Annotated in this window: 19 protein-coding genes and 1 rRNA gene; 8 read left to right on the top strand and 12 right to left on the bottom strand. The window is 46.4% G+C overall.

The window, feature by feature from the left end:
* The 3 genes from AAIH57_RS19780 to gyrA all read right to left on the bottom strand — a co-directional run.
* Positions 1-75, bottom strand: a 16S ribosomal RNA gene (locus AAIH57_RS19780); the annotation flags it as partial.
* A 503-nt stretch (positions 76-578) separates the two neighbouring features.
* A complete protein-coding gene (locus AAIH57_RS19785) occupies positions 579-1685 on the bottom strand; it encodes an HD-GYP domain-containing protein (protein WP_175394216.1) in 1107 nt (368 codons plus the stop codon).
* A gap of 229 nt (positions 1686-1914) precedes the next feature.
* Entirely contained in the window at positions 1915-4476 is a 2562-nt protein-coding gene (gene gyrA, locus AAIH57_RS19790; RefSeq protein ID WP_175394215.1) for a DNA gyrase subunit A, read from the bottom strand.
* Positions 4477-4901: 425 nt separating this feature from the next.
* Between gyrA and AAIH57_RS19795 the strand changes: the two genes are divergently transcribed.
* Positions 4902-5852 (top strand): YheC/YheD family protein, encoded by a 951-nt coding sequence (locus AAIH57_RS19795; RefSeq protein ID WP_430022732.1) that lies wholly within the window; start codon positions 4902-4904, stop codon positions 5850-5852.
* 71 nt (positions 5853-5923) lie between these two features.
* Here the strand turns inward: AAIH57_RS19795 and gyrB are convergent, their stop codons facing one another.
* The 9 genes from gyrB to AAIH57_RS19840 all read right to left on the bottom strand — a co-directional run bounded on the left by gyrB (position 5924) and on the right by AAIH57_RS19840 (position 16945).
* A complete protein-coding gene (gene gyrB, locus AAIH57_RS19800) occupies positions 5924-7834 on the bottom strand; it encodes a DNA topoisomerase (ATP-hydrolyzing) subunit B (protein WP_175394213.1) in 1911 nt (636 codons plus the stop codon).
* A gap of 148 nt (positions 7835-7982) precedes the next feature.
* Entirely contained in the window at positions 7983-8231 is a 249-nt protein-coding gene (gene remB, locus AAIH57_RS19805) for an extracellular matrix regulator RemB (RefSeq protein WP_095293520.1), read from the bottom strand.
* Between the two features lie 13 nt (positions 8232-8244).
* Positions 8245-9357, bottom strand: a complete 1113-nt coding sequence (gene recF / locus AAIH57_RS19810) for a DNA replication/repair protein RecF (RefSeq protein WP_095293519.1) — start codon at positions 9355-9357, stop codon at positions 8245-8247.
* Between the two features lie 53 nt (positions 9358-9410).
* Entirely contained in the window at positions 9411-9626 is a 216-nt protein-coding gene (yaaA, locus tag AAIH57_RS19815; RefSeq protein ID WP_056697580.1) for a S4 domain-containing protein YaaA, read from the bottom strand.
* A gap of 16 nt (positions 9627-9642) precedes the next feature.
* Complete coding sequence (gene dnaN / locus AAIH57_RS19820; protein WP_095362172.1) at positions 9643-10785, bottom strand: DNA polymerase III subunit beta; 1143 nt, start codon at positions 10783-10785, stop codon at positions 9643-9645.
* Between the two features lie 220 nt (positions 10786-11005).
* Entirely contained in the window at positions 11006-12352 is a 1347-nt protein-coding gene (dnaA, locus tag AAIH57_RS19825) for a chromosomal replication initiator protein DnaA (protein ID WP_175394212.1), read from the bottom strand.
* Positions 12353-13084: 732 nt separating this feature from the next.
* Positions 13085-14632 carry a gluconokinase gene (gene gntK, locus AAIH57_RS19830; protein WP_430022733.1) on the bottom strand — a complete coding sequence of 516 codons (1548 nt, stop codon included), beginning with the start codon at positions 14630-14632 and terminating at the stop codon, positions 13085-13087.
* A 63-nt stretch (positions 14633-14695) separates the two neighbouring features.
* The gene (locus AAIH57_RS19835; RefSeq protein WP_430022734.1) at positions 14696-16057 is read right to left on the bottom strand and encodes a GntP family permease; all 1362 of its coding nucleotides are present in this window, start codon (positions 16055-16057) and stop codon (positions 14696-14698) included.
* A gap of 213 nt (positions 16058-16270) precedes the next feature.
* Positions 16271-16945, bottom strand: a complete 675-nt coding sequence (locus AAIH57_RS19840) for a GntR family transcriptional regulator (RefSeq protein WP_175394209.1) — start codon at positions 16943-16945, stop codon at positions 16271-16273.
* Between the two features lie 795 nt (positions 16946-17740).
* Here AAIH57_RS19840 and rpmH point away from each other — a divergent pair.
* The 7 genes from rpmH (at position 17741) to rsmG (ending at position 24507) form a co-directional block, all read left to right on the top strand.
* Positions 17741-17875 carry a 50S ribosomal protein L34 gene (gene rpmH / locus AAIH57_RS19845; RefSeq protein ID WP_024629517.1) on the top strand — a complete coding sequence of 45 codons (135 nt, stop codon included), beginning with the start codon at positions 17741-17743 and terminating at the stop codon, positions 17873-17875.
* Positions 17876-18156: 281 nt separating this feature from the next.
* Positions 18157-18507 carry a ribonuclease P protein component gene (gene rnpA / locus AAIH57_RS19850; RefSeq protein ID WP_175394208.1) on the top strand — a complete coding sequence of 117 codons (351 nt, stop codon included), beginning with the start codon at positions 18157-18159 and terminating at the stop codon, positions 18505-18507.
* Positions 18508-18581: 74 nt separating this feature from the next.
* Positions 18582-19460: a YidC/Oxa1 family membrane protein insertase gene (locus tag AAIH57_RS19855; RefSeq protein ID WP_175394207.1), complete on the top strand. Its 879-nt coding sequence runs from the start codon at positions 18582-18584 to the stop codon at positions 19458-19460.
* On the top strand, positions 19457-20158 hold the full coding sequence (jag, locus tag AAIH57_RS19860) for an RNA-binding cell elongation regulator Jag/EloR (RefSeq protein ID WP_430022735.1): 702 nt from the start codon (positions 19457-19459) through the stop codon (positions 20156-20158). The genes AAIH57_RS19855 and jag overlap by 4 nt, the downstream gene beginning before the upstream one ends.
* A 149-nt stretch (positions 20159-20307) precedes the next feature.
* Positions 20308-21684, top strand: coding sequence for a tRNA uridine-5-carboxymethylaminomethyl(34) synthesis GTPase MnmE (gene mnmE, locus AAIH57_RS19865; protein ID WP_175394205.1), 1377 nt, complete (start codon positions 20308-20310; stop codon positions 21682-21684).
* Between the two features lie 211 nt (positions 21685-21895).
* Entirely contained in the window at positions 21896-23785 is a 1890-nt protein-coding gene (gene mnmG / locus AAIH57_RS19870; RefSeq protein ID WP_175394204.1) for a tRNA uridine-5-carboxymethylaminomethyl(34) synthesis enzyme MnmG, read from the top strand.
* Entirely contained in the window at positions 23785-24507 is a 723-nt protein-coding gene (gene rsmG, locus AAIH57_RS19875) for a 16S rRNA (guanine(527)-N(7))-methyltransferase RsmG (protein WP_430022736.1), read from the top strand. Before mnmG ends, rsmG begins: the two co-directional genes overlap by 1 nt.
* Positions 24508-24653 lie beyond the last annotated feature (146 nt).

The following is a 24653-nucleotide window of genomic DNA, read 5'->3' on the forward strand; positions in this document are numbered from 1 at the left end:
TCAAGTCCGCTCGACTTGCATGTATTAGGCATGCCGCCAGCGTTCGTCCTGAGCCAGGATCAAACTCTCCAATAAAGTATTGAAAAGAGCGATTAGCTCATTTTGAATCTGACGAGATTAAAAATCTCAATTGTGTTCCGGTTTTCATACAGCCAGATGGCATGTACCAAAAACCTTCACATTCATCCTGCAAGCAGGATGATTACTCACTCGTTGTTCAGTTTTCAAAGATCAAACTTCGTTTGCATCCGAGCGTTGTTCTCTTCAGCAACTTTTATATCTTATCACATCCGAACCAATTTAGCAAGCACTTTTTTTAAGTTTCTTTCGAAGCTTATTTGGTTTGCTTACCGCACCGTGTTTCTCGTGTTTTCTTGGCCGGAATTAGAATATACCATGTACAGATTTTTTATGCAAGTCTTTTTTCGAAAAAAATTTTAATCCTTCAAACTTATAAACGCCTTGCCACATGAATATATGATCCCCCCTCTAGCTTCCTGCAATTTCTCACATGCAGCTCATTAAAAAGAGCCATTCCCATCGGAATGACCCTACCTCTATAATAACTATTTGTTTAGTTAGCCTATAACTTCCTGAATATGAAGCTGTCGCTGCTGCATGAGATTAATTATCGTTCCTTCCACAGAAACCATTGGGCGTGTCGGGTGGTCCCGATCAGAGAAAATGATCTCACCAATCTGGTTGTTGCTTAGTTTAACCCGAATTCCATTATGGATTTGTGTTGAACGCTGTATAAATACATTTACGATAGCAGGATCCAATTTGCCAAATGCCTCGCTTTTGATTTGCTCAAGAACCAGATATGGAGACTGTGCCTTCCGATAAATTTTCTTTAGGGTCATGGCATGGAAGATATCTGCAATTGCAACGATTTTGGCATAGATATGAATCTGTGTCCCGCTCAGCTGCAGTGGGTAACCCGAACCGTCCACTTTCTCATGATGCTGCAAAGCTGCAAGTCTTGCTCCTTCATTAATGGCCTTGGCCTGTTTCAGCACCTGATAGCCATACTTGGTATGCTGCCTAATCTCCTCTTGCTCAGATGGAGTCAATGTAGATGGTTTATGGAGAATCTGCGGGTCAACCTTGCTGTTGCCGATATCATGGAATAGTCCTGCAAAAGCCACCTGCATCCAGTCCTTGGAGGGTAAATCCATCCATTGAGCCAACTGATACGAGGTCATCGCACTAAGTACTGCATGGTGATAGACATAATCATGCTCCTGCATCACGCGCGGACTGAAAGTTAGCACATTATATTGTTTAAGATGTACAAATAAGGCTTCAAGCTGAGTACGAAGCTCATATACAGGCAATTCAGCTGCCAGAGAGGACAGAAAGGCACTTTTGGTTAATCCCACCATCTTCTCATACTCTTCATGGAGGGAAGGCACTGCAGGGGCTAAGACGGCACTACTGCCTTTACCCGTTCGATCCCCGTTCTTCTCACTACCTGATGCAGCTGCAGCCTTTGTGCCTGCCCCATTCGCTCCGATTCTTTCCTGTTCTATATCGACCTCATGAATCATAAAAGCTCTTAGGACTTCCACATCCTTGGGCAAAATGACTTTGCCTTTCTGAAATAACACGTTGCCACGCAAAGTATGTACGTCATTCCCCAGTTTAAGGCCAGGTTTGACTTCAGACAGGGTAATTAATCCCATGTTTATTCTCCTCACTCTTCGTTCTTCTATAATGGTAAACAAGACCATAGTCCCTGTTTTCACGATATTTCCCATTATATTACTCATAAATCAGGCTGTACATCCTATATTCCTATATTTTTATATTAGAAAGATACAATCGAAAAAAGGAGCTCCCAAATGGGAACCCCTTATTTCTATATACTCTTATATCAACCACTTCATACAATTGATAAAGCTATAAACCATTTTATGCTTCAGAATCAGAATCGTCGCCCTCGGTTTCTACATCCGTACCTGTATCTTCACTCGGGCTCACCAGCGAGCCTTCCAAACCTTCCGCATCTCCTGCTTCCAGTCCTTCCAGCAATTCTTCATCTGGTTCATCTTCATTTTTGTCAATCCTGCTGACTGTGGCTACGGCATCCTCATCACGAATATGAATCAGTTTCACACCTTGTGTGTATCGACCCATTGTGGATATGCCTTCCATACTCATGCGGATCAATGTACCACTGGACGTGATAATCATCAGATCTTCTTCCGTTTTAACCATTTTGAGACTGACTACTGCACCATTCTTCTCCGTGACGTTAATGGTTTTAATCCCTTTACCACCACGAGTCTGCATGCGGTAATCGCTGACAGGGGTACGTTTACCATAACCTTTGGCCGTAACAATCAGAACATCAAGCTCTTGATCGACTACGTCCATGCCAATGACAACATCCCCTTCATCCAGTGTAATCCCCTTCACGCCGGTTGCACTCCGTCCCATGGAACGAACATTACCTTCCGAGAAGCGGATAGACATTCCGTGCGAAGTACCCATAATGATCTCTTGCTGGCCATCCGTCAGCTTAACCTCTATGAGAGCATCGTCATCACGCAAGGAGATCCCGATCAGACCGCCTTTGCGAATATTGGTGTAATCCTCAAGTGGTGTCTTCTTCACAACACCCTGGCGGGTAGCGAAGAACAGATACTTGTCACTCTCGAACTCCTGCACCGGAATTACGGCGTTAACCGACTCTCCCTGCTCAATCTGAATCAGGTTGATAATCGGTGTCCCCCGGGCTGTACGTCCAAGCTCTGGAATTTCGTAAGCTTTCAGACGATACACTTTACCCTTATCGGTAAAGAACATGAGGTAGTTGTGAGAGTTGGTTACGAATAGATGCTCGACAAAGTCGGTATCCTTCGTGTCCATGCCCACAACTCCACGTCCGCCCCGCTTCTGACTGCGATAGGTTGACACCGGGAGACGCTTCACGTAGCCCGTGTGCGTAATAGTGATAATCACCTCTTCACGCGGGATCAGATCCTCATCTAGAATGCTCTCTTCCCCAATGGTGATCTCTGTCCGGCGTTCGTCGCCGAAGCGCTCACGAACTTCTTGCAGTTCTTCACTGATAATATCGAGTACCAGATGCTCGTTGGCCAGAATTTCACGGTATTCCGCAATTTTGACCATGAGTTCGTTATATTCGTTCTCAATGCGTTCCCGTTCCAGACCTGTAAGGCGCTGCAAACGCATGTCCAAAATTGCTTGAGCTTGATCATGACTAAGTGAGAAACGCTCAATCAAACCTTCTCTAGCTGCGTCAGTATTGCTCGAGGAACGAATCAATGCAATAATCTCATCGATATGATCCAGGGCAATACGCAACCCTTCCAGAATGTGTGCACGGGCTTCTGCTTTTTTCAGCTCGAATTGTGTACGTCTGCGAATAACTTCAATCTGGTGCTGCAGGTAGTGATACAACACTTCGCGCAGGTTCAGAATTTTCGGTTCCTTATTCACAATTGCCAGCATATTGATACCAAACGTCGACTGCATTGACGTATGCTTGTACAAATTGTTCAGTACAACACCCGGGTTCACATCTCTGCGAAGCTCAATGACAATGCGCATCCCGTTACGGTCAGATTCATCGCGAAGGTCTGTAATACCATCAATTTTCTTGTCGCGAACCAGTTCGGCAATTTTCTCCACCAGTCTTGCCTTGTTGACCTGGTAAGGAATCTCGGTAACAACAATACGTGCCTTGTTGTTATTTTCCTCAATATTGGTTTTGGCCCGCATCGTAACTGAACCGCGGCCTGTCTGGTAAGCCTGGCGAATACCGGAGCGTCCCAGAATATAACCAGCCGTAGGGAAGTCTGGCCCATGAATATAATCCATCAATTCCATGGAGGTAATGTCCGGATTTTTGATCATGGCCTGAACGCCGTCAATCACCTCACCCAAATTATGAGGAGGGATATTCGTAGCCATACCTACTGCGATCCCGCCGACACCATTGACAAGCAAGTTAGGGAAACGAGCTGGCAGAACTACAGGCTCGCTCTCTTCACCGTCATAGTTAGGCTGGAAATCAATCGTATCTTTGTTGATATCTCTGAGCATTTCCATAGCAATCTTGGACAAACGTGCCTCCGTGTAACGCATCGCAGCTGCCATATCGCCATCCACGGATCCAAAGTTACCATGGCCATCAACGTGCATGTAACGCAGGGAGAAATCCTGAGCCATCCTTACCATCGTTTCGTATACGGCAGAGTCACCATGCGGGTGATACTTACCGATAACTTCGCCGACGATTCTGGCTGATTTTTTATGTGGTTTATCGGGTGTCATGCCTAGCTCAGACATTGCGTATAAAATACGCCGGTGAACCGGCTTCAATCCGTCACGCACGTCAGGCAGTGCACGGCTAACAATGATGCTCATCGCATAATCCATAAACGATTCACGCATCTCAACGCCTATATCCCGATCTTTAATCTGCGAGTTCATTTCTTCCGCCATGCTGGACCTCCTTCTTGTCCTTCAACAAACAGTTCCATCAGTCATTAAAAATAGTGTATGTGAAAAGCCTAACAAGGCTAAAACCGCGCAAGAACGTTACTCTTTATTATATTACTTTCACAAAAGTTACACAATTAAACGTCCGCTGGGCAATAGCCTTTCTTCCGGGAACTTTGGAGAGCCTGGGGATTAGCCCTGCCTTCCTCTCCGTTTATACATACAATGCTAGAAAAGCGGCACATGTACTGCGTGTATTAAGGCTGATGCCGTTCCCGTTCTACGATCAAACTACCATTTGTGCAGCAAAACGCACAAAACGTCATATTTCTCTATTATACCACTGATATCGTCTCTTGTCCTTTGATTTCTCGGTACTGCTGCTGTCCAGAAAACTCCGAATAAAACATGAAAGGACTGGTGGCTTCTTGAGTATCCAGCGCGTCTCCAGCAAATGGACCAAAACGGTTGTGTTGCAGCGCAGCCGTACTGTGAACGAATATATACCTGTTACAAGGCAATATAATCGCCAAACCCTTGAACGGATGACCGAACTGTTCGAGCTCAATTATATTAAACCAGATCACGGAACCTACGGTAATGGGGTGATGCGAGTAAAAACAATTCACACCTTCAGTCCATCGTCCCCTGGTTCCGATACGGAGGAGAAGGGAACTGAGGATATAGACCATCTGCTCTCAGCCTCTTCCCTCCCCGAATCCAGCAATCAAGATAGTGGGATTTCTTCAATCCGAGTTACATCATATCAGCTCCAACATGGCACCAAACAGGAGCTGTATCCTTCTCTGGATGAACTGCATAAAGCCCTGGAAGGGCGTATTCAGGGAAACACTTACCTTATTCAGCAAGGCATTCCTCTCCTCAAACATGAAGGACTGCCGTTCGACTTACGAGTGCTTACACAAAAGAATCTGAAGAACAATTGGGAAACGACGGGGATTCTGGGCAGAATCGCAGCACCGGGAAAAATTATAACCAATATTCATGGCGGAGGAAGGCTGGCCACATTCGAAGAGCTGGTAATGCCCCATCTCCACACATCCAGATTCCAGAAGCTTCGCAGCGAGCTATACCGGCTCGGTATTCATACCGCCGTTCAGTTGCAGAAGTCATTTCCAAGACTTAAAGAGATCGGTATCGATATTGCCCTGGATGAAACTGGCCGACCCTGGATTCTGGAGGTCAACACACTGCCTGGAATCTACGCCTTTGGCTTGTTGCCTGACAAAGAGGCTTATCGCAAGATTAAGCGGTATGCCATTGCTTACGGCAGATTACCCTCTAAAAAAAAGAAACCAGCACGCCATACCACCAAATCACAAGCATCCTCTTCCACAGCTAAAAGTCGAGCCCGATAACACCTATATAACTTGTTCCGTTCGTCTCATGAAAGTAAAAAGGCGCCCAGCAGGCGCCTCTTCTTATATCGTCAAATATCGAGGTTTTTCACATATTTAGCATTTTCCTGAATAAAGTCACGACGAGGTTCAACGTTATCCCCCATCAGGGTATCAAACATGGCATCCGCCAGCATGGCATCGCTGATGGATACTTGCAGCATCGTCCGGCTTTCAGGGTCCATTGTGGTTTCCCACAGCTGTCCGGCATTCATCTCGCCAAGACCTTTGTAACGCTGGACATTGAACTTCGCATTTTCGCCGAGACTCGCGATAATTTCATCGCGTTCCTTCTCGGAACCGGCATAACGAATAACTTTATTGCGCTCAATCTTGAACAGTGGCGGTTGGGCAATGTAAACATAACCTGCCTCAATGATTTTGCGCATATAACGATACAGGAATGTCAACAACAGAGTCCGGATATGGGCTCCATCGACATCGGCATCGGTCATCAAAATAATTTTGTGGTAACGCGCTTTGGAAATATCAAAGTCATCGCCAATCCCTGTACCCATTGCGGTGATGATTGCTCTAATCTCCGCATTGCCAAGAATCCGGTCAAGGCGAGCCTTTTCGACGTTCAGAATTTTACCGCGCAGCGGCAAAATCGCCTGGAAATGACGGTCCCGACCCTGTTTCGCCGAACCACCGGCAGAGTCACCTTCGACGATGTACAGTTCGCTGATCGAGGCATCCTTGGAGGAACAGTCGGCCAGTTTACCTGGCAAAGAGCTCACTTCAAGCGCACCCTTACGACGAGTCAATTCCCGTGCCTTACGTGCAGCTTCACGCGCACGAGCCGCTTGCAGTCCTTTTTCCAGAATGCGGCGGGATACCGAAGGGTTTTCTTCCAGGAACTCCTGAAGCTTCTCGGCAAACAGGGATTCAACAATACCGCGCACTTCACTGTTACCCAGCTTCGTCTTGGTCTGTCCCTCAAACTGCGGCTCAGGAATTTTGACTGAGATAATGGCCGTCAAACCTTCACGCACATCATCCCCGGACAAATTGCCTGTACTGTCCTTGATTACACCCGCTTTGCGGGCATAGTCGTTAATGATCCGGGTCAGTGCACTCTTGAAGCCCGATTCATGCGTTCCGCCCTCGTGCGTATTGATGTTATTGGCAAAAGAATAAATATTCTCGGTGTAGTTGTCATTGTACTGCAGGGCAACTTCCACCTGGATATTATCTCTGGAGCCTTCAACGTAAATCGGATTCTCGTGCAGCACTTCACGCTTCTGATTCAGGAAGGAGACGTACTCGATAATCCCGCCTTCATACAGGAACGAGTTGGTGGCACCTGTGCGCTCATCCGTCAACGTAAGACCGATACCCTTGTTCAGGAACGCCAGCTCACGAATACGGGTAAGCAAAGTATCGTAGTCGTACACCAACGTTTCAGTGAAAATTTCCGGATCCGGATGGAACGTAACCGTTGTTCCCGTTTCGTCAGTTGTCCCGATTGTTTTCAAGTCATACTGCGGAGCACCACGACGGTATTCCTGTTGATAAACATGGCCGTCAACCTTAACGGTGACAACAACTTTTGCTGATAGAGCATTGACGACGGATACACCAACACCATGTAGTCCACCGGATACTTTGTACCCACCTCCACCAAACTTACCTCCTGCATGGAGAACGGTCATAACGACCTCAAGTGCAGGACGTTTCATTTTGGCATGTTCGCCTACGGGAATTCCACGTCCATTATCGACTACAGTGATGCTGTTATCTTCATGGATAGTAACTTCGATATGATCGCAGTAACCTGCGAGTGCTTCATCGATACTGTTGTCCACTACTTCCCAGACCAGATGATGCAGACCTTTGGCACTGGTGGAACCAATATACATCCCTGGACGTTTACGAACGGCTTCCAGTCCTTCAAGAACCTGAATTTCATCTGCACCATATGACGGTTGATTCATAGACATGCTTCCACCTACTTCTATAGATTCAATATCGTAAATATGCGTTAACTAAGAATGCATGCTGAAAATGGACATCTGCCCTTAACTTCAACAAGCAGTTCAAATAAAGACAAGCAGCAGAAGGCATACTTATACCCTGACTTATAAAGATCTAAAGATCAGGGAAAATGTGGGCGCGCTTCTTAAGGGTGGCTGAGGAAATAGGTGAATAGTACACAATGTTCTTGGTCACAACAATAGACTTGGCTTCCTCTTCACCGATCCGTTCCACTGTTTTTTCCTGCTCGGCATGCGTGACATACTGCTTGGAGATTTTAGAGGATTTTTCAATCGATATATCAAAAATAGCGACCAATTCGGAAGAACGGATAATTTTCTCGCCGCCCAGATGAATGTACATGTCCCCTCACTCCTTAGCGTTCAACCTGTCCGGCATGAACGTGATAAATACTGGCATCTTTGAGCTTGTCAACGTTCAGGCTCTCGATTCCAGTAGCTGTAATAAAGGTTTGCACCTTGCTCTGGAACGTTTCGATCAGCTGCGTCTGACGGAAAGGATCCAGTTCAGACAATACATCGTCAAGCAGCAGGACCGGATATTCACCGATTTCTTCATGGATCAGTTCAATTTCCGCAAGTTTAAGGGACAACGCCGTTGTGCGCTGCTGCCCCTGCGAACCATACGTTTGTACTTCCCGGTCGTTAATGAAAAAGGACAGGTCATCCCGGTGCGGCCCACTAAGGGTTGTGCCCCGGCGAATCTCCTGCTCTTTCATTTGTGATAATTTTATCATAAATTGGTCCATTAAAACAGCTTCATCTTCCTCAGCGGCTTCGCTGAAGGACGGAAGGTAGGCCAGACGCAGTACTTCTCCACCTCCGGTAATCCCCTGATGAATCGTTTCGGCCCACTTTTGCAGTTTCTTTATGAATTGTTTCCTTTTTTTGACGATTTTAACACCGTGCTCAGCCAGCTGTTCATTCCAGATCTCAAGCATCGTCTGGGCAGACGCGTCCTTGCCCCATAACTGTTTGAGCAGATTGTTTCGCTGAACGAGCACTTTCTGGTACTGCTGAAGATGGTAAAGGTAACCCGGGGCTACCTGTCCGATCTCCATGTCAAGAAACCGGCGGCGAACCCCCGGTGTGCCTTTGACAATCTCCAGATCTTCCGGTGCAAACATGACCACATTGAGTGCGCCGACAAAATCGCTTAACTTTCGCTGCTCTAGCCCATTGATCTTGGCTTTCTTCCCTTGTTGCGACAAAGACAGCTCCAGATTGACGGTTCCATACTTTTTGTCGACTTCCGCCGCAAGCCTGGCACGTTCCTCACCGAAACGGATCAGCTCCTTGTCGCGGGATGTACGGTGGCTCTTGGTGAGTGCAAGCACGAAGATGGCCTCTGCAAGATTGGTCTTCCCCTGGGCATTCTGCCCGATTAGCAGATTCACTGGACCAAAAGACTCCAGTTTCAGATGTTCATAATTGCGGAATTGCTGCAGATCAATGCTATTGACAAACACGTGGTAACCTCCCTTTTATCCCGTCCGTCAGGAGGCAGCAGGATCGAACCAGTTTATTCTGCGGCAACTTCGAACGCGCCTTCTCCGTCCACCTCAACGATATCCCCAGGGTATAACTTGCGTCCCCGGCGTTCCTCTGGCTCTTTATTCACACGTACAAGTCCTTCTTGAAGCAGGGCTTTGGCCATGCCTCCGGTTGGAATGCAATCTGCCAGTTTCAAAAATTGGTCAAGCTTAATATATTCCGTTCGAATCGTTACTCGGTTCACTGGAATCTTCCTTTCGTTAGTTGGTCGTCCGGTAAGGCAAGATGACGTAAAGGCTGTGACTGTCGTCCAGCGGTTTCAAGATGATCGGACTCATGACGCCAGTAAAGGCAATCATCAGCTGTTCGCTTTCGACCACTTTCAGCACATCCAGCATATATTTGGAGTTGAACGAGATTTTTAGCGGATCTCCTGTAAACTCGGCAGGCTCAATTTCTTCTCTTACTTTTCCCAGCTCGGAGGAGCTTGATGAAATTTCGATCGTGCCGGATTCCATTGTTTGCATGCGCACAATGTTGGTCTTTTCTTCACGCGACAGCAAATAAGCCCGGTCAATCGACTCACTTAATTTTTTTGTATCCAAAACAAGTTCTGTTTTGTACGAAGTTGGAATAATTCTAGAAGTATCCGGATATGTTCCGTCCAAAATACGGGAATAGAACAGGACACGGTCAATTTTGAACAGGACCTGGTTGTCGGCTACAACGATATCCACAAGTGTATTTTGATCCGGCACAATTTTGCTGAGTTCGTTGAGCGTCTTACCCGAGATGACAACATTGTTGAAACGTACTCCCTCTGCATTATCCAGCATTGCAGAACGAGTAGCAAGACGGTGACGGTCGGTTGCCACAAATTTCAACTCATTATCCCCAAGGCTCCAGAGTACACCCGTCAGGATTGGGGTCGTTTCGTGGGTAGAGATGGAGAATACCGTTTGCTTAACCATGTTCTTAAGCAGATCTCCAGGAATGGAGACCGTTTGGTTCTCTTCGATGCTTGGCAGTACCGGGAATTCTTCCGGATCCAGACCAACCAGTTGAATTTCGGTAGCACCTGCCGAGATGAAGGTGTTGAAATTGTCTTTGACCTCCATGTGGATTTCCTGAGACGGCAGTTTTTTGATAATTTCGACAAAGAACTTCGCTGGCAGTACAACGCTGCCGGGTTGTTCTACCTGAACTACGCTCTTATCTCCTTCTTCAAGCGGGATAAAGGATTGAATCGAGATATCCGTGTCGCTTGCTGTCAAAGTAACCCCTTGATGATTCACGTCGAATTTGATCCCACTCAAGATGGGGATGGTTGTGCGGCTAGAGATCGCTTTGGATACATGCTGGATGGATTCGTTCAGATAGCTTTTCATTATGCTGATTTTCATGGTTTCACTCCTAGCGGATTTTTTGGGTGTTTGGGTATTGAAAGGTGTTCATCAAAAGGCCGGAGGCCGAGCTTCAAACGGCGTATTTGGAGATGATATCTTTTAGATCTTTTTAGTAATAATAGTAATAGGGGCACTGAATATGTGGATAAGTGGGTATAAACCCATAAAATTAAGCCTATCCACATGTGTACACGTTGTGCATAGGCTTGGGACTTGTTCAGGTTGGATTCTTTATTTTTTCGGTTAAGTTGTTGATAACTTTATAGAGCTCCTGATCGACTTTGATCGATTGGGAGATTTTTTCGTGCGCATGAATGACTGTCGTATGATCTCGTCCTCCGAATGCTTCCCCAATTTTGGGCAGGGAAAAGTCAGTCAGTTCACGTGAAAGATACATGGCAATCTGTCTTGGAAAAGCAACGGCTTTGGTCCGCTTCCGGGCTTTGAAATCTTCAAGCTTGAGGCTATAATACTCGCCGACCTTTTGTTGGATGTCTTGAATAGTGATCATTTTAGGACGGCTGGAAGGAATGATATCCTTCAATGCTTCTGCAGCCAGATGAGTGGTTACATCTTGATTCGTCAGGGAAGAGTAGGCAACTACCCGGATAAGTGCGCCTTCCAGCTCGCGGATGTTGGTGTCAATCTGGTTGGCGATATACATCATGGCTTCGTTAGGAATATCCAGGTTTTCTGCACGGGCCTTCTTACGCAAAATGGCGATCCGTGTCTCCAGATCCGGAGGCTGGATGTCCGTGATTAATCCCCATTCGAAGCGGGAACGAAGCCGCTCTTCCAGAGTCGGAATTTCCTTCGGTGGTCTGTCGCTGGAGATGATAATCTGTTTCCGTTCCTCATGCAGCGCATTAAACGTATGGAAAAATTCCTCTTGTGTCGATTCTTTTCCCGCCAGGAACTGAATATCATCAATAAGCAGGATATCGACATTCCGATATTTATTGCGGAAACTTTCCCCGCGGTTGTCACGGATCGAGTTAATAAATTCGTTCGTGAATTTCTCAGATGACAAATAAACAACCTTGCTCCCCGGATCATGCTCCAAAACATAATGGCCGATTGCATGCATCAAGTGGGTTTTGCCGAGTCCAACGCCTCCGTACAGAAACAATGGATTGTATGCTTTGGCGGGCGCTTCAGCGACCGCCAGCGATGCGGCATGGGCAAAACGGTTGCCTGGTCCAATGACAAATGTATCGAACGTATATTTTGGGTTCAGCATGCTGAGTACCGCTTCTTCCTGAACTACCGTAGGCGTTGGCGCCGGCAGCTGCGGGTCCGGTTCAGCAGGCTTGTTCTCTTCGATGACAAATTTCACATCGACTTGTTTGCCTAACAGTTCATATACTGTCGAGCCAACCAATTTGGTGTAGCGGCTCTCCAGCCATTCGACGGCAAACGTAGTCGGCGCGGAAATGACAATTGAACTGTCATTCAGCTTCGTTGCTTTGGTTGCTTTGAACCAGGTATCGAAGCTGGGTTTGCTGAGCTTGTTTTGTATGATTGATAAAATTTGCTGCCATAAATCAGAAGTATGGCTGTCCACAGACTGTCACTCCTTTTACATGTTCCAAGTGTGGCTTAAGCCATGATGCAGTGTCGAAATACGAGATATATTGTTGAATTTATCCCCAAACCCCCGCAGGTCGAAAACAAAAAAAGAATGAACAACGGAAAATTGTTCACAACTTTATCCACAGGCTGTTGATAATATTATGGGTCAGATCACATATTCACATCCAAAAGTAATACAATCATAGCAAAAGAAGCCCCGCATTTCAACGTATGGCGAGATTTTATCCACAAATTCAATAACTTGTGTATAATTTTTAATCACAACACAATATATTGTTTATAAATTGTTTAATTTTCGACAGGATGAACCAAAAAGCCAAAATGTTTTATACACAGGTTATACGTCAAATATTGCTGAATTGTGTGTAAATTGATTCGAAAATTGTGAATAACCTATCTGTGGATAACCGCTAATTCAAAATTGAACCTGAGGAAGTGGATTGGTTTGATCTCTTTAACCTCATTCTTGGTTGTGGTGATAAAGGGCTATTCTGGAGGAGTAAAGAGATAGGAAGCAGGCAGCAGCTGCTTGGTCATTTTAGAGGCAGAATGGGAGGCATGGATGGACAAACGAAGACAGTGAATTTGGGCATGAGCGAGGTGAATCAGGACGATATACGGACGTAAAAAAGAGATTGCTCCCTTAAGACCAGTGTGTGGTCTAAGTGAACAACCTCTTTTTTGTTTCTATAGAAGTAAACCGTTAATCGGTGCTCAAAGACAATTTGCGCTGAAATTCAGCAATGTCGGCATACTCCTCCTCGAGTTTGCGTGAGATGCGAATGAAAATGGGAAGCAGTTCCCGATAGATCGCTGCATTTTCTCTAATAGGGGTATGTCTGTGGGTTGTACCAACCATGGAAGAGACAGCATGAAGTGACTTGATTCGCCCTGTAGCGTACAGACCGAGTACAACAGCCCCCAGACAAGAGCTTTCGAAGCTCTCAGGAACAACAACCTCCTGGTTGAAAATATCGGACATCATCTGCCGCCAGAGAGGGGAACGTGCGAAACCGCCAGTAGCCTGAATGGAGGTCGGTTGCCCGATCTGTTCTTCCATCGCCAGCAAGACGGTGTACAGGTTAAAAATAACCCCTTCCAGGACAGCCCGGATCATGTGCTCTTTCTGATGATGGAGGGTCAAACCAAAGAAGGAACCACGGGCATCCGGATTCCATAAGGGGGCACGCTCTCCTGACAGGTAAGGGTGGAACAGAAGTCCTTCAGAGCCCGCACTAACACGTTCAGCAATTTTGGTTAGGACATCATACGAATTGATGCCAAGCCGTTTGGCCGTTTCCACTTCAGATGCAGCGAATTCGTCACGGACCCAGCGGAACAGCATACCACCGTTATTCACAGGTCCGCCGATGACCCACAGATCCTCTGTGAGGGCATAACAGAAGGTCCGTCCCTTCGGATCGGTAACCGGACGATCAACAACAGTACGAATGGCACCGCTGGTGCCAATGGTGGCTGCAACTACTCCAGGTTCGATGGCGTTTACGCCGAGATTGGATAGAACCCCGTCACTTGCCCCGATAACAAAGGGAGTAGAGGGGGAAAGACCCATTTTTTCTGCACACTCGCTGTCCATTCCTTCTATAGTATGTGTAGTTGGCACGAGCTCCGAGAGATGATTAGGTGTTATCCCTGCAACCTCTAGTGCTTCATCATCCCAGTCCAATTGTTCCAGATTGAGCAGGCCGGTACAGGAGGCGATGGAATGATCGACTACATATTGTCCGAATAAGCGGAAGAACAAATATTCTTTAATCGAGATAAATTTGGCTGCACGCTGGAAAAGTTCAGGCTCGTCGTGACGCAGCCACATGAGTTTGGTTAGTGGAGACATGGGATGAATGGGGGTACCTGTGCGCAAATAAATGCGATGACCCTGTCCATTCTCCTGCAATTTGGCGGACCAGGCTGAACTTCGGTTATCGGCCCAAGTGATGCAGCGAGTGAGCGGTTTATGGTCTGATCCCATGGCGATTAAACTATGCATGGCGGAACTGCAGGACAAAAACATGATTTGTCCCGCAGTTACACCGCTCTGATCCATGACACCACGTACGGAGTTTATGGCTGCTTGTACAATTTCCTCCGGATCCTGCTCAGCTACATCGGGGGCAGGTGTATATAGAGGATATTCGTGAGTTGAAGTGCTGACAACCTCGCCTTGCTCCGTAAATAATACGGATTTGGTGCTGGTTGTGCCGATATCCATACCAATCATATATTTTTTCATTGGGTGTAGTCCTTCTTTCCATTGAAACGATAAAATTTTCTCTTCTCATTGATTCAATTTGTCTTATATCACAGTGCTCAGCAGCAAAATAAAGATCAATCCGACCACAGATAATAGTGTTTCCATAACGGTCCACGTCTTGAGCGTCTGGGAGACACTCATATTAAAGAATTCTTTGATCATCCAGAAACCTGCGTCATTCACATGGGACAGGACAAGTGAGCCTGCACCTGTAGCAAGCACAACCAGCTCGATATTGGCCCCTGGCGTCAGTGCCAGAACCGGAGCAACAATACCCGCTGCCGTTGTCATTGCAACAGTTGCCGAGCCGGTGGCTACCCGAATCAGTGCAGCAACCAGCCATGCAAACAGAATGACATTGATATTGGCATGTGTAGCGACCTCTGCGATCGCATTACCGACGCCACTATTGATCAACACCTGCTTAAACGCGCCGCCCCCACCAATAATGAGAATGATGGTCGCCGTAGGCGCCAGACATTCACTGGTAAACCGGGAAATATCGTGTTTCGTGAATCCGCGTGCGAAGCCAAGTGAAAAGAGGGCGAATACCACGGATATTAACAGGGCAATGATCTCGTGCCCAATAAACTCACAGAAGACCGTGAATGCACTTGTGGCATTCGGATCTACGATGTTGGCAATGGAGCCGATCAGCATGAGAATGACTGGCAGCAAGATCGTAAACAGGGTAATTCCGAACCCTGGAAGATTGTTACTTTTTTTGGTAGCGAATTGCTCGGCCAGCTCAGCTGGCGGTTCGGTGTGTATTCTTTTGCCGATAAACTTACCGAACAAGGGACCCGCAATAATAGCTGTTGGAATACCAACAATCAAAGAGTACAAAATGGTTTTCCCCAAATCCGCATTGAATGCATCAATGGCGATCATAGGAGCTGGATGGGGAGGAACAAGACCATGTACAGTCGACAATCCCGCCAGAATCGGAATCCCGATCTGCAGCAGCGACATATTCGTTTTACGCGCAACGGTGAATATGATCGGAATCAGCAGAATGACCCCAACTTCGAAGAAAACAGGAATACCGACAATAAAACCAACGATCATCATCGCCCAGTGCACACGTTTAACACCGAAGCGATCCACGAGTGTCGTCGCAATGCGCTCGGCACCGCCTGATTCAGCCATCATTTTACCGAGCATCGTACCAAGCCCGATAACGATGGCTATCGTTCCAAGCGTACCGCCAAGTCCGCCTGTAATGGAAGTAATCACATCGGCAGGCTTCATACCTGCAAGCAGACCAAGCATTAATGCGGATAACAAAAGGGTAATGAAGGGATTCCATTTATATTTGGAAATCAACACGATCAGAAATACGATCGCAATTAATGTCCACACCAATAATGTTGCATTATGGGACAGGCCAAAAAGAGTGCTCATGATGTATGCTCCTTTGTTTTGAATATAAACGCTTACAAGTGAAATCGTCGTCGGGGAGGGTTACTCCCTTTAATATGCCCAAAAATTGAAACAAAATCGCATTTTGTATACTTGTCGACAAGTTGGACGGCAATCTATCCTTCTGGATATGATTGCGGGCGTTTGGCAGTATTTAAACCAACGCCATAAAAATTAAACTCCGTACATTGTTGGTCAGGAGTCGAAGCTTTCGTGTAATGTTTTACCGGAATCCTGAAAGTACGTACGTACTCCGGCCTGAATCGATGTTTTGTCACCTGACTCAAGTGCTTCGATTAACAGACGATGTTTATGAATTACAGCGCTTACTTTTGGGTCACCCTGAACAAACACCCTGCGGGTTGTAAGCAGCATGACTGTCATGACCACATAACGGATGCTTCTCCATAAATGTGAAATACGGGAGTGCTCCGCCGCTTCGATAATGGTCTCATGGAAGGTCAGATCTTGATAAGCAAATTCGACCGCATCCTGATGCCGCCCTGCCAGTTCCATCTTGTCCAGTATGTTGCGAAGCTGGGTAATCAATTGCGCAGGAACAGACCCGGCAAGCCGCTGCTGAACAAAGCTCTCAATCAGAAAGCGGACATCGTACAGCTCTTCAACATCCTTGATCTTTAATCCAAGGACAACCACACCCATCCGTTCAAGCCGAATCAGTCCTTCATTCGACAGTGTTCTCAAGGCTTCACGCACAGGTGAACGACTGCTGTCAAAATCAGCGGCAATTCGATTCTCAGATAAAATCTCTCCAGGACGCAGGGTTCCGCTGATGATGCGCAGCCTTAATTCGCAGGCGATTGCTTCCCCGCGGGAAGCTCCCTGCAGCCAGGAAGAAGGAAACAACATAATGGCTAACGCTCCTATTCAAGTAATCAGTTCATGAAGGTTCATATGGATGTATACCCGATCGATATCACACTTTAATAAACCTGCATACTGATCATAGCACAACTTTTTTACAGTTTGCATTTTGCTTGAACCGGAAGCGGAAGTTTGTATATTGAACATTCCTTCGAATCATTTTTCAAAGAGCCAATCTTCTACTTCTTTTGCAAGTAAAAGAAAGTGTAAGTGACTTTAGGATAGAACTGAAATGACCCATAAGTATACTTGTATACAAGATGTGATTTTTATCCTACACCTTTCTTGAAAACTTGTAAACCTTCAATTAAAGCGGATACATCAAATTTTAAACTTTGAATAAATGATATGAGAAAAATTCAACACGTAGTGATTTAACGATACTGTAGAAACGGTGAAATGGATTTATTAAGGACTAGCTAATATACAGATAAAAATAAATATTCGTTATCCACATGTGAATAACTTAAGGATTACAAAACAGGAGGGAATAGAGTGATTCCGGGGTGTGGATAACCGTGAAATTGGGGGAGTGATCACGTTAAAAGCTTATTTGGGGATAACTTTTGCCACCACAAATCCTGACTCAAACAGAATAGATTCGGTGAGGATCGAATTGAGCTCTGAGGGGAGACTGGAAATGGCTATAAAAAGAGGGAGAAGCTACGTGGGTTAGAGTTGACTTTTCCAGGTGTACGTGGTTAAATATAAAAAGGTGTTTTCTGTGAAGATGAAAATGATTCATCACATAAGTATTTCCTTGTAAGGAGGTGCAATACATTGAGACCTACATTCAAACCGAACGTAAGCAAACGTAAAAAAGTTCATGGTTTCCGGAAAAGAATGAGCACGAGCAACGGCCGTAAAGTTTTGGCTGCACGTCGCCTGAAAGGCCGTAAAGTCCTGAGTGCTTAATGCATGAGAAGACCACCGAGGTGGTCTTTTTTTTCTTAAATAGGTCATTTCAGACTGGATGCTGGTATAGATCAGGTCTGAATTGGCTGCGAAAAAGTGTTCAAGCGACCACTCATGTTTTAATGAAGCACGATGAATAAGTCACGAAATTTTTAAAAAGTTTCCTTATATATAATGAAGTTGTCGTCAGAGCGGTTTACCGTTATTCAAGAAAGCCTATACTAAATCAGTAATGAGGCCTCCGTCAATATCGATGGTGGAGAACAGCAAGGAGAAGCGCCGTGTATAAAAGACTGCGTTTGCGAAACCGGGCGGACTTTAGCCGCGTATACCGGTATGGGAAATCTTTTGCCAATCATCAATTCGTGGTGTATGGCTGCCGCCGTAAAGATACGGAGCAATTCCGGGTTGGCGTATCATGCAGCAAGAAAATCGGAAACGCTGTCGTACGCAACCGGATGAGACGCATGATTAAGGAAATTATAAGGCACCGTGAGAAGGAGATTGTCACGCAAATGGACCTGATCTTCATCGTAAGAAAAGGTGCACTGGACATGACCTATCAGGAAATGGAGAAAAGTCTGCTGCACGTCATGCGCAAAGCGGCTCTTCTAAAGCCGAACAAACGGTAAGCTTCGGTTTATTTGTCCTCCTAATTATGGTATGATTTACGGTGGAATGGAATGGTTAAGAGAGGGGTTATGAAGTGTCGCGATTGAAGACATCAAAGGGGAAGTGGATTCTCCTCATTGCAGTCATTGCAATGGTCACCGTACTGGCCGGATGTACTCCGCAAGGATCCGGAGTTACGACGGAAGATCTGAGAACCAGTGACTCATTTTGGCAAAGCAATGTTATTTACTGGTTCTCACTGGCGCTCGATACATTTGCCAACTGGTTTAACGGTGAATATGGACTAGCTGTCCTAGTGATGGTGCTGATTGTGCGGACGTTGATTTTGCCTTTGACAATGAAGCAGGTCCGCAGCTCCAAAGCCATGCAGGCGATTCAGCCTCAGTTGAAGGAGATTCAAGCCAAGTATAAAGATACACCTGAGAAAGTTCAGCAAGAAACGATGAAGTTGTTTCAGGAGAACAAAGTTAATCCGATGGCGGGTTGTCTGCCACTTCTGATTCAGATGCCGATTTACATCGCACTTTATAACTCAATTTACGGTAACTCCAGTCTGAGAACACATGACTTCCTGTGGCTTCAACTTGGAGCGCCGGATCACCTGTTTATTTTGCCTGTGCTGGCGGCCATCACCACATTCGTACAAACGTGGATGATGATGCGCATGAATCCTGCACAGCAGGTTGGACCAATGCAGTTCATGCTATGGGTATATCCAATCTTGATCTTCGTCATGTCTTACCAGTTCCCTTCAGCGTTGCCGCTGTACTGGTTCTACAGTAACATTTACACGATCGTGCAAAACTATTTCCTTTACCGGAATAATGATAAAGTCGTGGCTGAGGTCAACGTGAAGCAGAATAGTTCCTCCAAAAACGGAGCTAAACGCAAAAACGGTGGCAAGGCAACCGTCTCTGGAAAAGGGTCGAAAGGGGCCAAAAAATCGAAATGACCAAAGTCATTGCGTCAGGAAAAACCGTTGAAGATGCTGTAAAACAAGGATTGGCTGAGCTTGGCGTAAGCCGGGACAAGGTCGAGATACAAGTGTTAGAGCAGCCGTCAAAAGGATTCCTGGGTTTGATCGGGGTAAAGGCGGCGAAAGTTGAACTGAAACTACTGCCTGTACCCGAAGCTGTTCCACAGCGGGTCGAGCCGGCCGCACATGTACCTCAGGTTGAAGCTAAACTTGAGGATGTCGCAGCTAAAAATCCCTATGAGGAAGCGGCTGCTTTCCTAAAAGAAGTAGCAGCAGGTATGGGACTGGATGTTGAAGTGGACATCAAAAAACAGCGCGATGGGCATATTTTCAATATTGCCGGGGAAGACCTTGGCATGATTATTGGCAGACGTGGGCAGACGCTGGATGCACTGCAATATCTGACGAACATTGTAGCTAATCGTTATTCGGAAAGTTTCGTTCGAATTGTGCTTGATGCGGAGAATTTCCGGCAGCGCCGGCGGAAGACACTTGAAGATCTGGCTGAACGACTGGCTGGACAAGCGATCCGTTCCGGCAAGGAAGTTGTCCTGGAGCCGATGCCTCCACTCGAACGCAAAGTCATTCATGCGAAACTGCAAAATCACCCGCAGATTAAAACGTATAGTAAGGGCGAGGAGCCCAATCGGCGTGTGGTCATTATGACGAAATAACACGAAATTGAAGACGCAATGGCTTCCTGCCCGGTGCAGAAGCCATTGCTTTTTTCGTAAATAAGTATTTGTTGAGATACCTAAATAGTGAAATTCATATGTCGCTCCGGAAGGACGGCCATTTTAAAATAGAGCAAGGAGAGATAACGATGATCAGTGATACGATCACAGCGATATCAACGGCTGTTGGGGAAGCAGGGATCGCTGTTATCCGGGTCAGCGGCCCGGATGCAGTATCGGAGACGGAGAAGATATTCCGCAGTAAAACCCCTATAACTCAGGCAGCGTCTCACACGGTTCACTATGGTCATATTATTGAACCAGGCAGCGGTGAGAAAATTGAGGAAGTTTTGGTTACGGTCATGCGTGCCCCCCGGTCATTTACCACGGAAGATGTGGTTGAGATCAGTGCTCACGGTGGAGTTGTCTCTGTTAAAAGAGTCATGGATCTTCTGCTTCAGCTCGATATTCGTCTGGCGGAGCCGGGTGAGTTTACAAAGCGTGCTTTTCTCAATGGACGTATCGATCTGTCACAGGCGGAAGGGGTTATGGACCTTATTCGATCCAAATCGGATAGAGCTTTCTCCGTTGCACTCAAACAAGTGGAAGGGAAACTGTCGTCCAAATTGCGGGATCTGAGACACACCTTGGTGGAGACTCTCGCACATATCGAGGTGAATATCGACTATCCCGAGCATGATGTGGAGTCGTTAACCGCTGACTTTATCAAAGAAAAATCGAGTCTGGTCATGTCTGAAATCGATAAATTGCTCGTAACAGCAGAACAGGGCAAGATACTACGTGAAGGGATTACAACGGCTATTGTTGGACGACCGAACGTAGGCAAATCCTCACTGCTCAATGCACTCGCACAGGATAACCGGGCCATTGTAACGGACATTCCGGGGACGACACGTGATGTCATTGAGGAGTTTGTAACGATTAACAACATTCCACTTAAGCTGCTGGATACAGCCGGTATTCGGGAAACGATGGACGTCGTGGAGAGAATCGGAGTGGAACGTTCCCGCTCGGCGGTTGCAGAAGCAGATCTGTTGTTGATGGTGATTAATGCGGCAGAGCCACTGCACCAGGATGAGATCGAATTATTGGAACAAATCCGCGGTAGACAATCAATTATCATTATGAATAAAATGGACTTAGCTCCGCAGGCAGACCGTGAGATCCTGCTTCGCTATATTCCGGAAGAACGGCTTGTTCCCATGTCAGTAAAGGATGATCTGGGAGTCGATCGGTTGGAAGAAGCGATCTCGACGTTGTTCTTCAGCGGCAAGCTGGAATCGGCAGACTTGACCTATGTCAGCAATGTGCGTCATATTGCGTTGCTCAAAAAAGCAAAACAATCCCTTATCGACGCATATGAAGCAGCAGAACAGCTGATTCCGATTGACATGATTCAGATTGACGTACGGTTGGCGTGGGAGCACCTTGGGGAGATTGTGGGCGATACGGCACATGATGCGCTGATTGATCAGATTTTCTCCCAGTTCTGTCTAGGAAAGTAAAATAGAACAAACATACTTCCTGTGAAAAGTAGTATGATAATGAAGTCTATCCCCAGTTGGATGGTCAACATGGCAATGACGTCTGCAGGGACAGCAGACTTGATGGCTTGATATAGATCGGAATGACCCCGAGGAATAGAGGGGCGTATCGCTTTTAACAACAGACCGCATGCATAGAAAAAAGGTGCAGCGGCATAAGGAGGTAACAGAAATGGCTTTTGATGGCGGCAGTTATGATGTAATCGTCGTTGGTGCTGGGCATGCAGGTGTAGAATCAGCACTGGCCGCAGCCCGTATGGGATCCAAAACACTGATGATTACAATTAATCTGGATATGGTGGCCTTCATGCCTTGTAACCCATCCATTGGGGGACCGGCGAAAGGACATGTCGTACGTGAGATTGATGCACTTGGCGGTGAAATGGGACGGAACATCGATAAGACGTTTATTCAGATGAGAATGCTCAACACAGGGAAAGGTCCAGCCGTTCATGCGCTGCGTGCTCAGGCGGACAAGTTCTCCTATCAGCATACAATGAAGGAAACGATGGAAAACGAGCGTAATCTCACGATGCGTCAAGGTATGGTAGACCGCCTGATTGTTGAGGACGGACATTGTGTAGGTGTCGTGACCCAGACAGGTACAGAGTATCGCGCCAAAGCGGTTGTTCTCACTACAGGCACTTATCTGCGCGGTAAAGTGATCATGGGTGAGCTGATGTACGAAAGTGGACCAAACAATCAACAGCCTTCGCTTAAATTGTCGGAGCATTTGCGTGAGCTTGGCTTCGATCTGGTACGTTTCAAAACAGGTACACCACCTCGTGTGCATAAGGATACGATTGATTTTAGCAAAACGGAAATTCAACCGGGAGACGATGTACCGAAATTCTTTTCCTATGAGACCGAATCTTCGGACAACGAACAGCTGCCATGCTGGTTGACGTACACTTCGGTAGAAACACATCAGATCATTAATGATAACCTGCATCGTGCGCCGATGTTCTCGGGAGTTATTGAAGGCACTGGTCCACGTTACTGCCCATCCATTGAGGATAAAATCGTTCGTTTCAGCGACAAGCCGAAACATCAGATCTTCCTGGAGCCAGAAGGTAAAAATACATCCGAGTATTATGTACAAGGACTGTCTACCAGCCTGCCTGAGGATGTTCAGCTTGCCGTTCTGCGTTCGATTCCAGGAATGGAAAAAGTGGAAATGATGCGTAATGGTTATGCCATTGAATACGATGCAATGGTACCTACACAGCTCTGGCCTTCGCTTGAAACGAAACGTCTGCCGGGTCTGTTCACAGCGGGCCAAATCAACGGTACTTCCGGCTATGAAGAGGCAGCAGGACAAGGCATTATGGCGGGGATCAACGCAGCGCGCAAAGTACAAGGTAAAGAGCCTGTTATCCTCGATCGTTCCCAAGGTTATATTGGCGTGTTGATTGATGACCTGGTGACTAAAGGAACAAATGAACCTTATCGTCTGCTCACATCCCGTGCTGAATATCGTTTGCTGCTTCGTCATGATAATGCAGATATGCGTTTGACGGAAATTGGTCATGACATTGGTCTGGTATCGGAGGAGCGTTATGCGAAATTCCTCGACAAGAAGGCCAAAGTGGATGTGGAAGTTGAACGTCTGAAAGCTGCTAAGGCACGTCCCGCGGATGTAAATCCGAAGCTTGAAGAATTTGGCTCCACACCTATTCAGGATGGAAGCACACTTCTTACCCTATTGCGTCGTCCAGAAATTACGTATGATTGGATTGAACAGGTCTCACCATCTGAGGTGGAACTGACGGCAGATATGAAGGAACAAGTGGAAATCCAAATTAAATATGCGGGTTATATTGAGAAGCAATTGATCCACGTGGAACGTTTGCAAAAGATGGAGAAGAAGAAAATTCCGGATACGATTGAATATAATGATGTTCATGGTCTGGCAATGGAAGCGAAGCAAAAGCTGTCCACCATTCGTCCAATTTCAATTGGTCAGGCTTCCCGGATCGCCGGGGTCACTCCTGCGGACATTTCCATTCTGCTGGTCTACCTGGAGCATTATAACCGTGTAACCGCAGCAAGGGGACAATAATGGACGATATTCAACAGCAATTGCAGCTTCGGCTGAAAGAGCACGGTTTGGAGCTGGATGAACGCCAGCTGGAACAGTTCGAATTGTATTTTCAGGAATTGGTATCCTGGAATGAAAAAATGAACCTGACAGGGATTACGGAACGGGAGCAGGTATATACCAAGCATTTTTATGATTCGGTATCTCTGGCTTTTTATACAGATATGACGAAAGTGGAGAATCTTGCTGATATTGGCTCTGGAGCAGGCTTCCCCGGCATACCACTTAAAATTTGCTTCCCGCACATAAAGCTGACGATCATTGATTCACTCAATAAGCGTATTGGATTTCTGCAGCATGTCGTGGATACACTCGGTCTAACGGGAGTGGAGTTGATTCATGGCCGTGCGGAGGAATTGGGACGTAAAGAAGGGTATCGGGACAGCTACGATTTGGTTACTGCGCGTGCAGTAGCGAAGCTGGCGGTACTAAATGAATTTTGTTTGCCATTTGTACGCAAAGGTGGGATGTTTGCCGCGATGAAGGGCGGAGATCCGCGTGAAGAAATGAAGGAAGCAGAATTCAGCTTCAATCAGCTGAGAGGACGGGTCAAAGCTGTCCATCCGTTCCAGTTACCGGTAGAGGAGTCGGCGCGTCATATTATTTTGATTCAAAAGTTTGACAAAACGCCTCATAAATATCCTCGTAAACCGGGGACGCCGCTGAAGACTCCGTTGGTTTAGTAATTGAGTTTTAGAGTCTCGTGTGAAGCCATCAATAAAAGGGCTAATTCTGGCCAAAGATTGTTGCAGTTAACGATCCTAACCAAGGGCCAGCGCAGAAAGAGATTGAAAGGGATGTTTCACGTGAAACATCCCTTTTTTTATTT

The sequence above is a fragment of the Paenibacillus sp. MABNR03 genome (assembly GCF_050455445.1).
GTDB classification, from domain to species: domain Bacteria; phylum Bacillota; class Bacilli; order Paenibacillales; family Paenibacillaceae; genus Paenibacillus; species Paenibacillus xylanilyticus.

Coding starts and splice junctions, on each gene's coding strand:
- mnmG (WP_175394204.1), top strand. CDS start 21,896: ATGGCTTTTGATGGCGGCAGTTATGATGTAATCGTCGTTGGTGCTGGG.
- AAIH57_RS19835 (WP_430022734.1), bottom strand. CDS start 16,057: ATGAGCACTCTTTTTGGCCTGTCCCATAATGCAACATTATTGGTGTGG.
- jag (WP_430022735.1), top strand. CDS start 19,457: ATGACCAAAGTCATTGCGTCAGGAAAAACCGTTGAAGATGCTGTAAAA.
- remB (WP_095293520.1), bottom strand. CDS start 8,231: ATGTACATTCATCTGGGCGGCGAGAAAATTATCCGTTCTTCCGAATTG.
- gntK (WP_430022733.1), bottom strand. CDS start 14,632: ATGAAAAAATATATGATTGGTATGGATATCGGCACAACCAGCACCAAA.
- gyrB (WP_175394213.1), bottom strand. CDS start 7,834: ATGTCTATGAATCAACCGTCATATGGTGCAGATGAAATTCAGGTTCTT.
- rsmG (WP_430022736.1), top strand. CDS start 23,785: ATGGACGATATTCAACAGCAATTGCAGCTTCGGCTGAAAGAGCACGGT.
- AAIH57_RS19785 (WP_175394216.1), bottom strand. CDS start 1,685: ATGGGATTAATTACCCTGTCTGAAGTCAAACCTGGCCTTAAACTGGGG.
- gyrA (WP_175394215.1), bottom strand. CDS start 4,476: ATGGCGGAAGAAATGAACTCGCAGATTAAAGATCGGGATATAGGCGTT.
- AAIH57_RS19840 (WP_175394209.1), bottom strand. CDS start 16,945: ATGTTGTTTCCTTCTTCCTGGCTGCAGGGAGCTTCCCGCGGGGAAGCA.
- mnmE (WP_175394205.1), top strand. CDS start 20,308: ATGATCAGTGATACGATCACAGCGATATCAACGGCTGTTGGGGAAGCA.
- dnaN (WP_095362172.1), bottom strand. CDS start 10,785: ATGAAAATCAGCATAATGAAAAGCTATCTGAACGAATCCATCCAGCAT.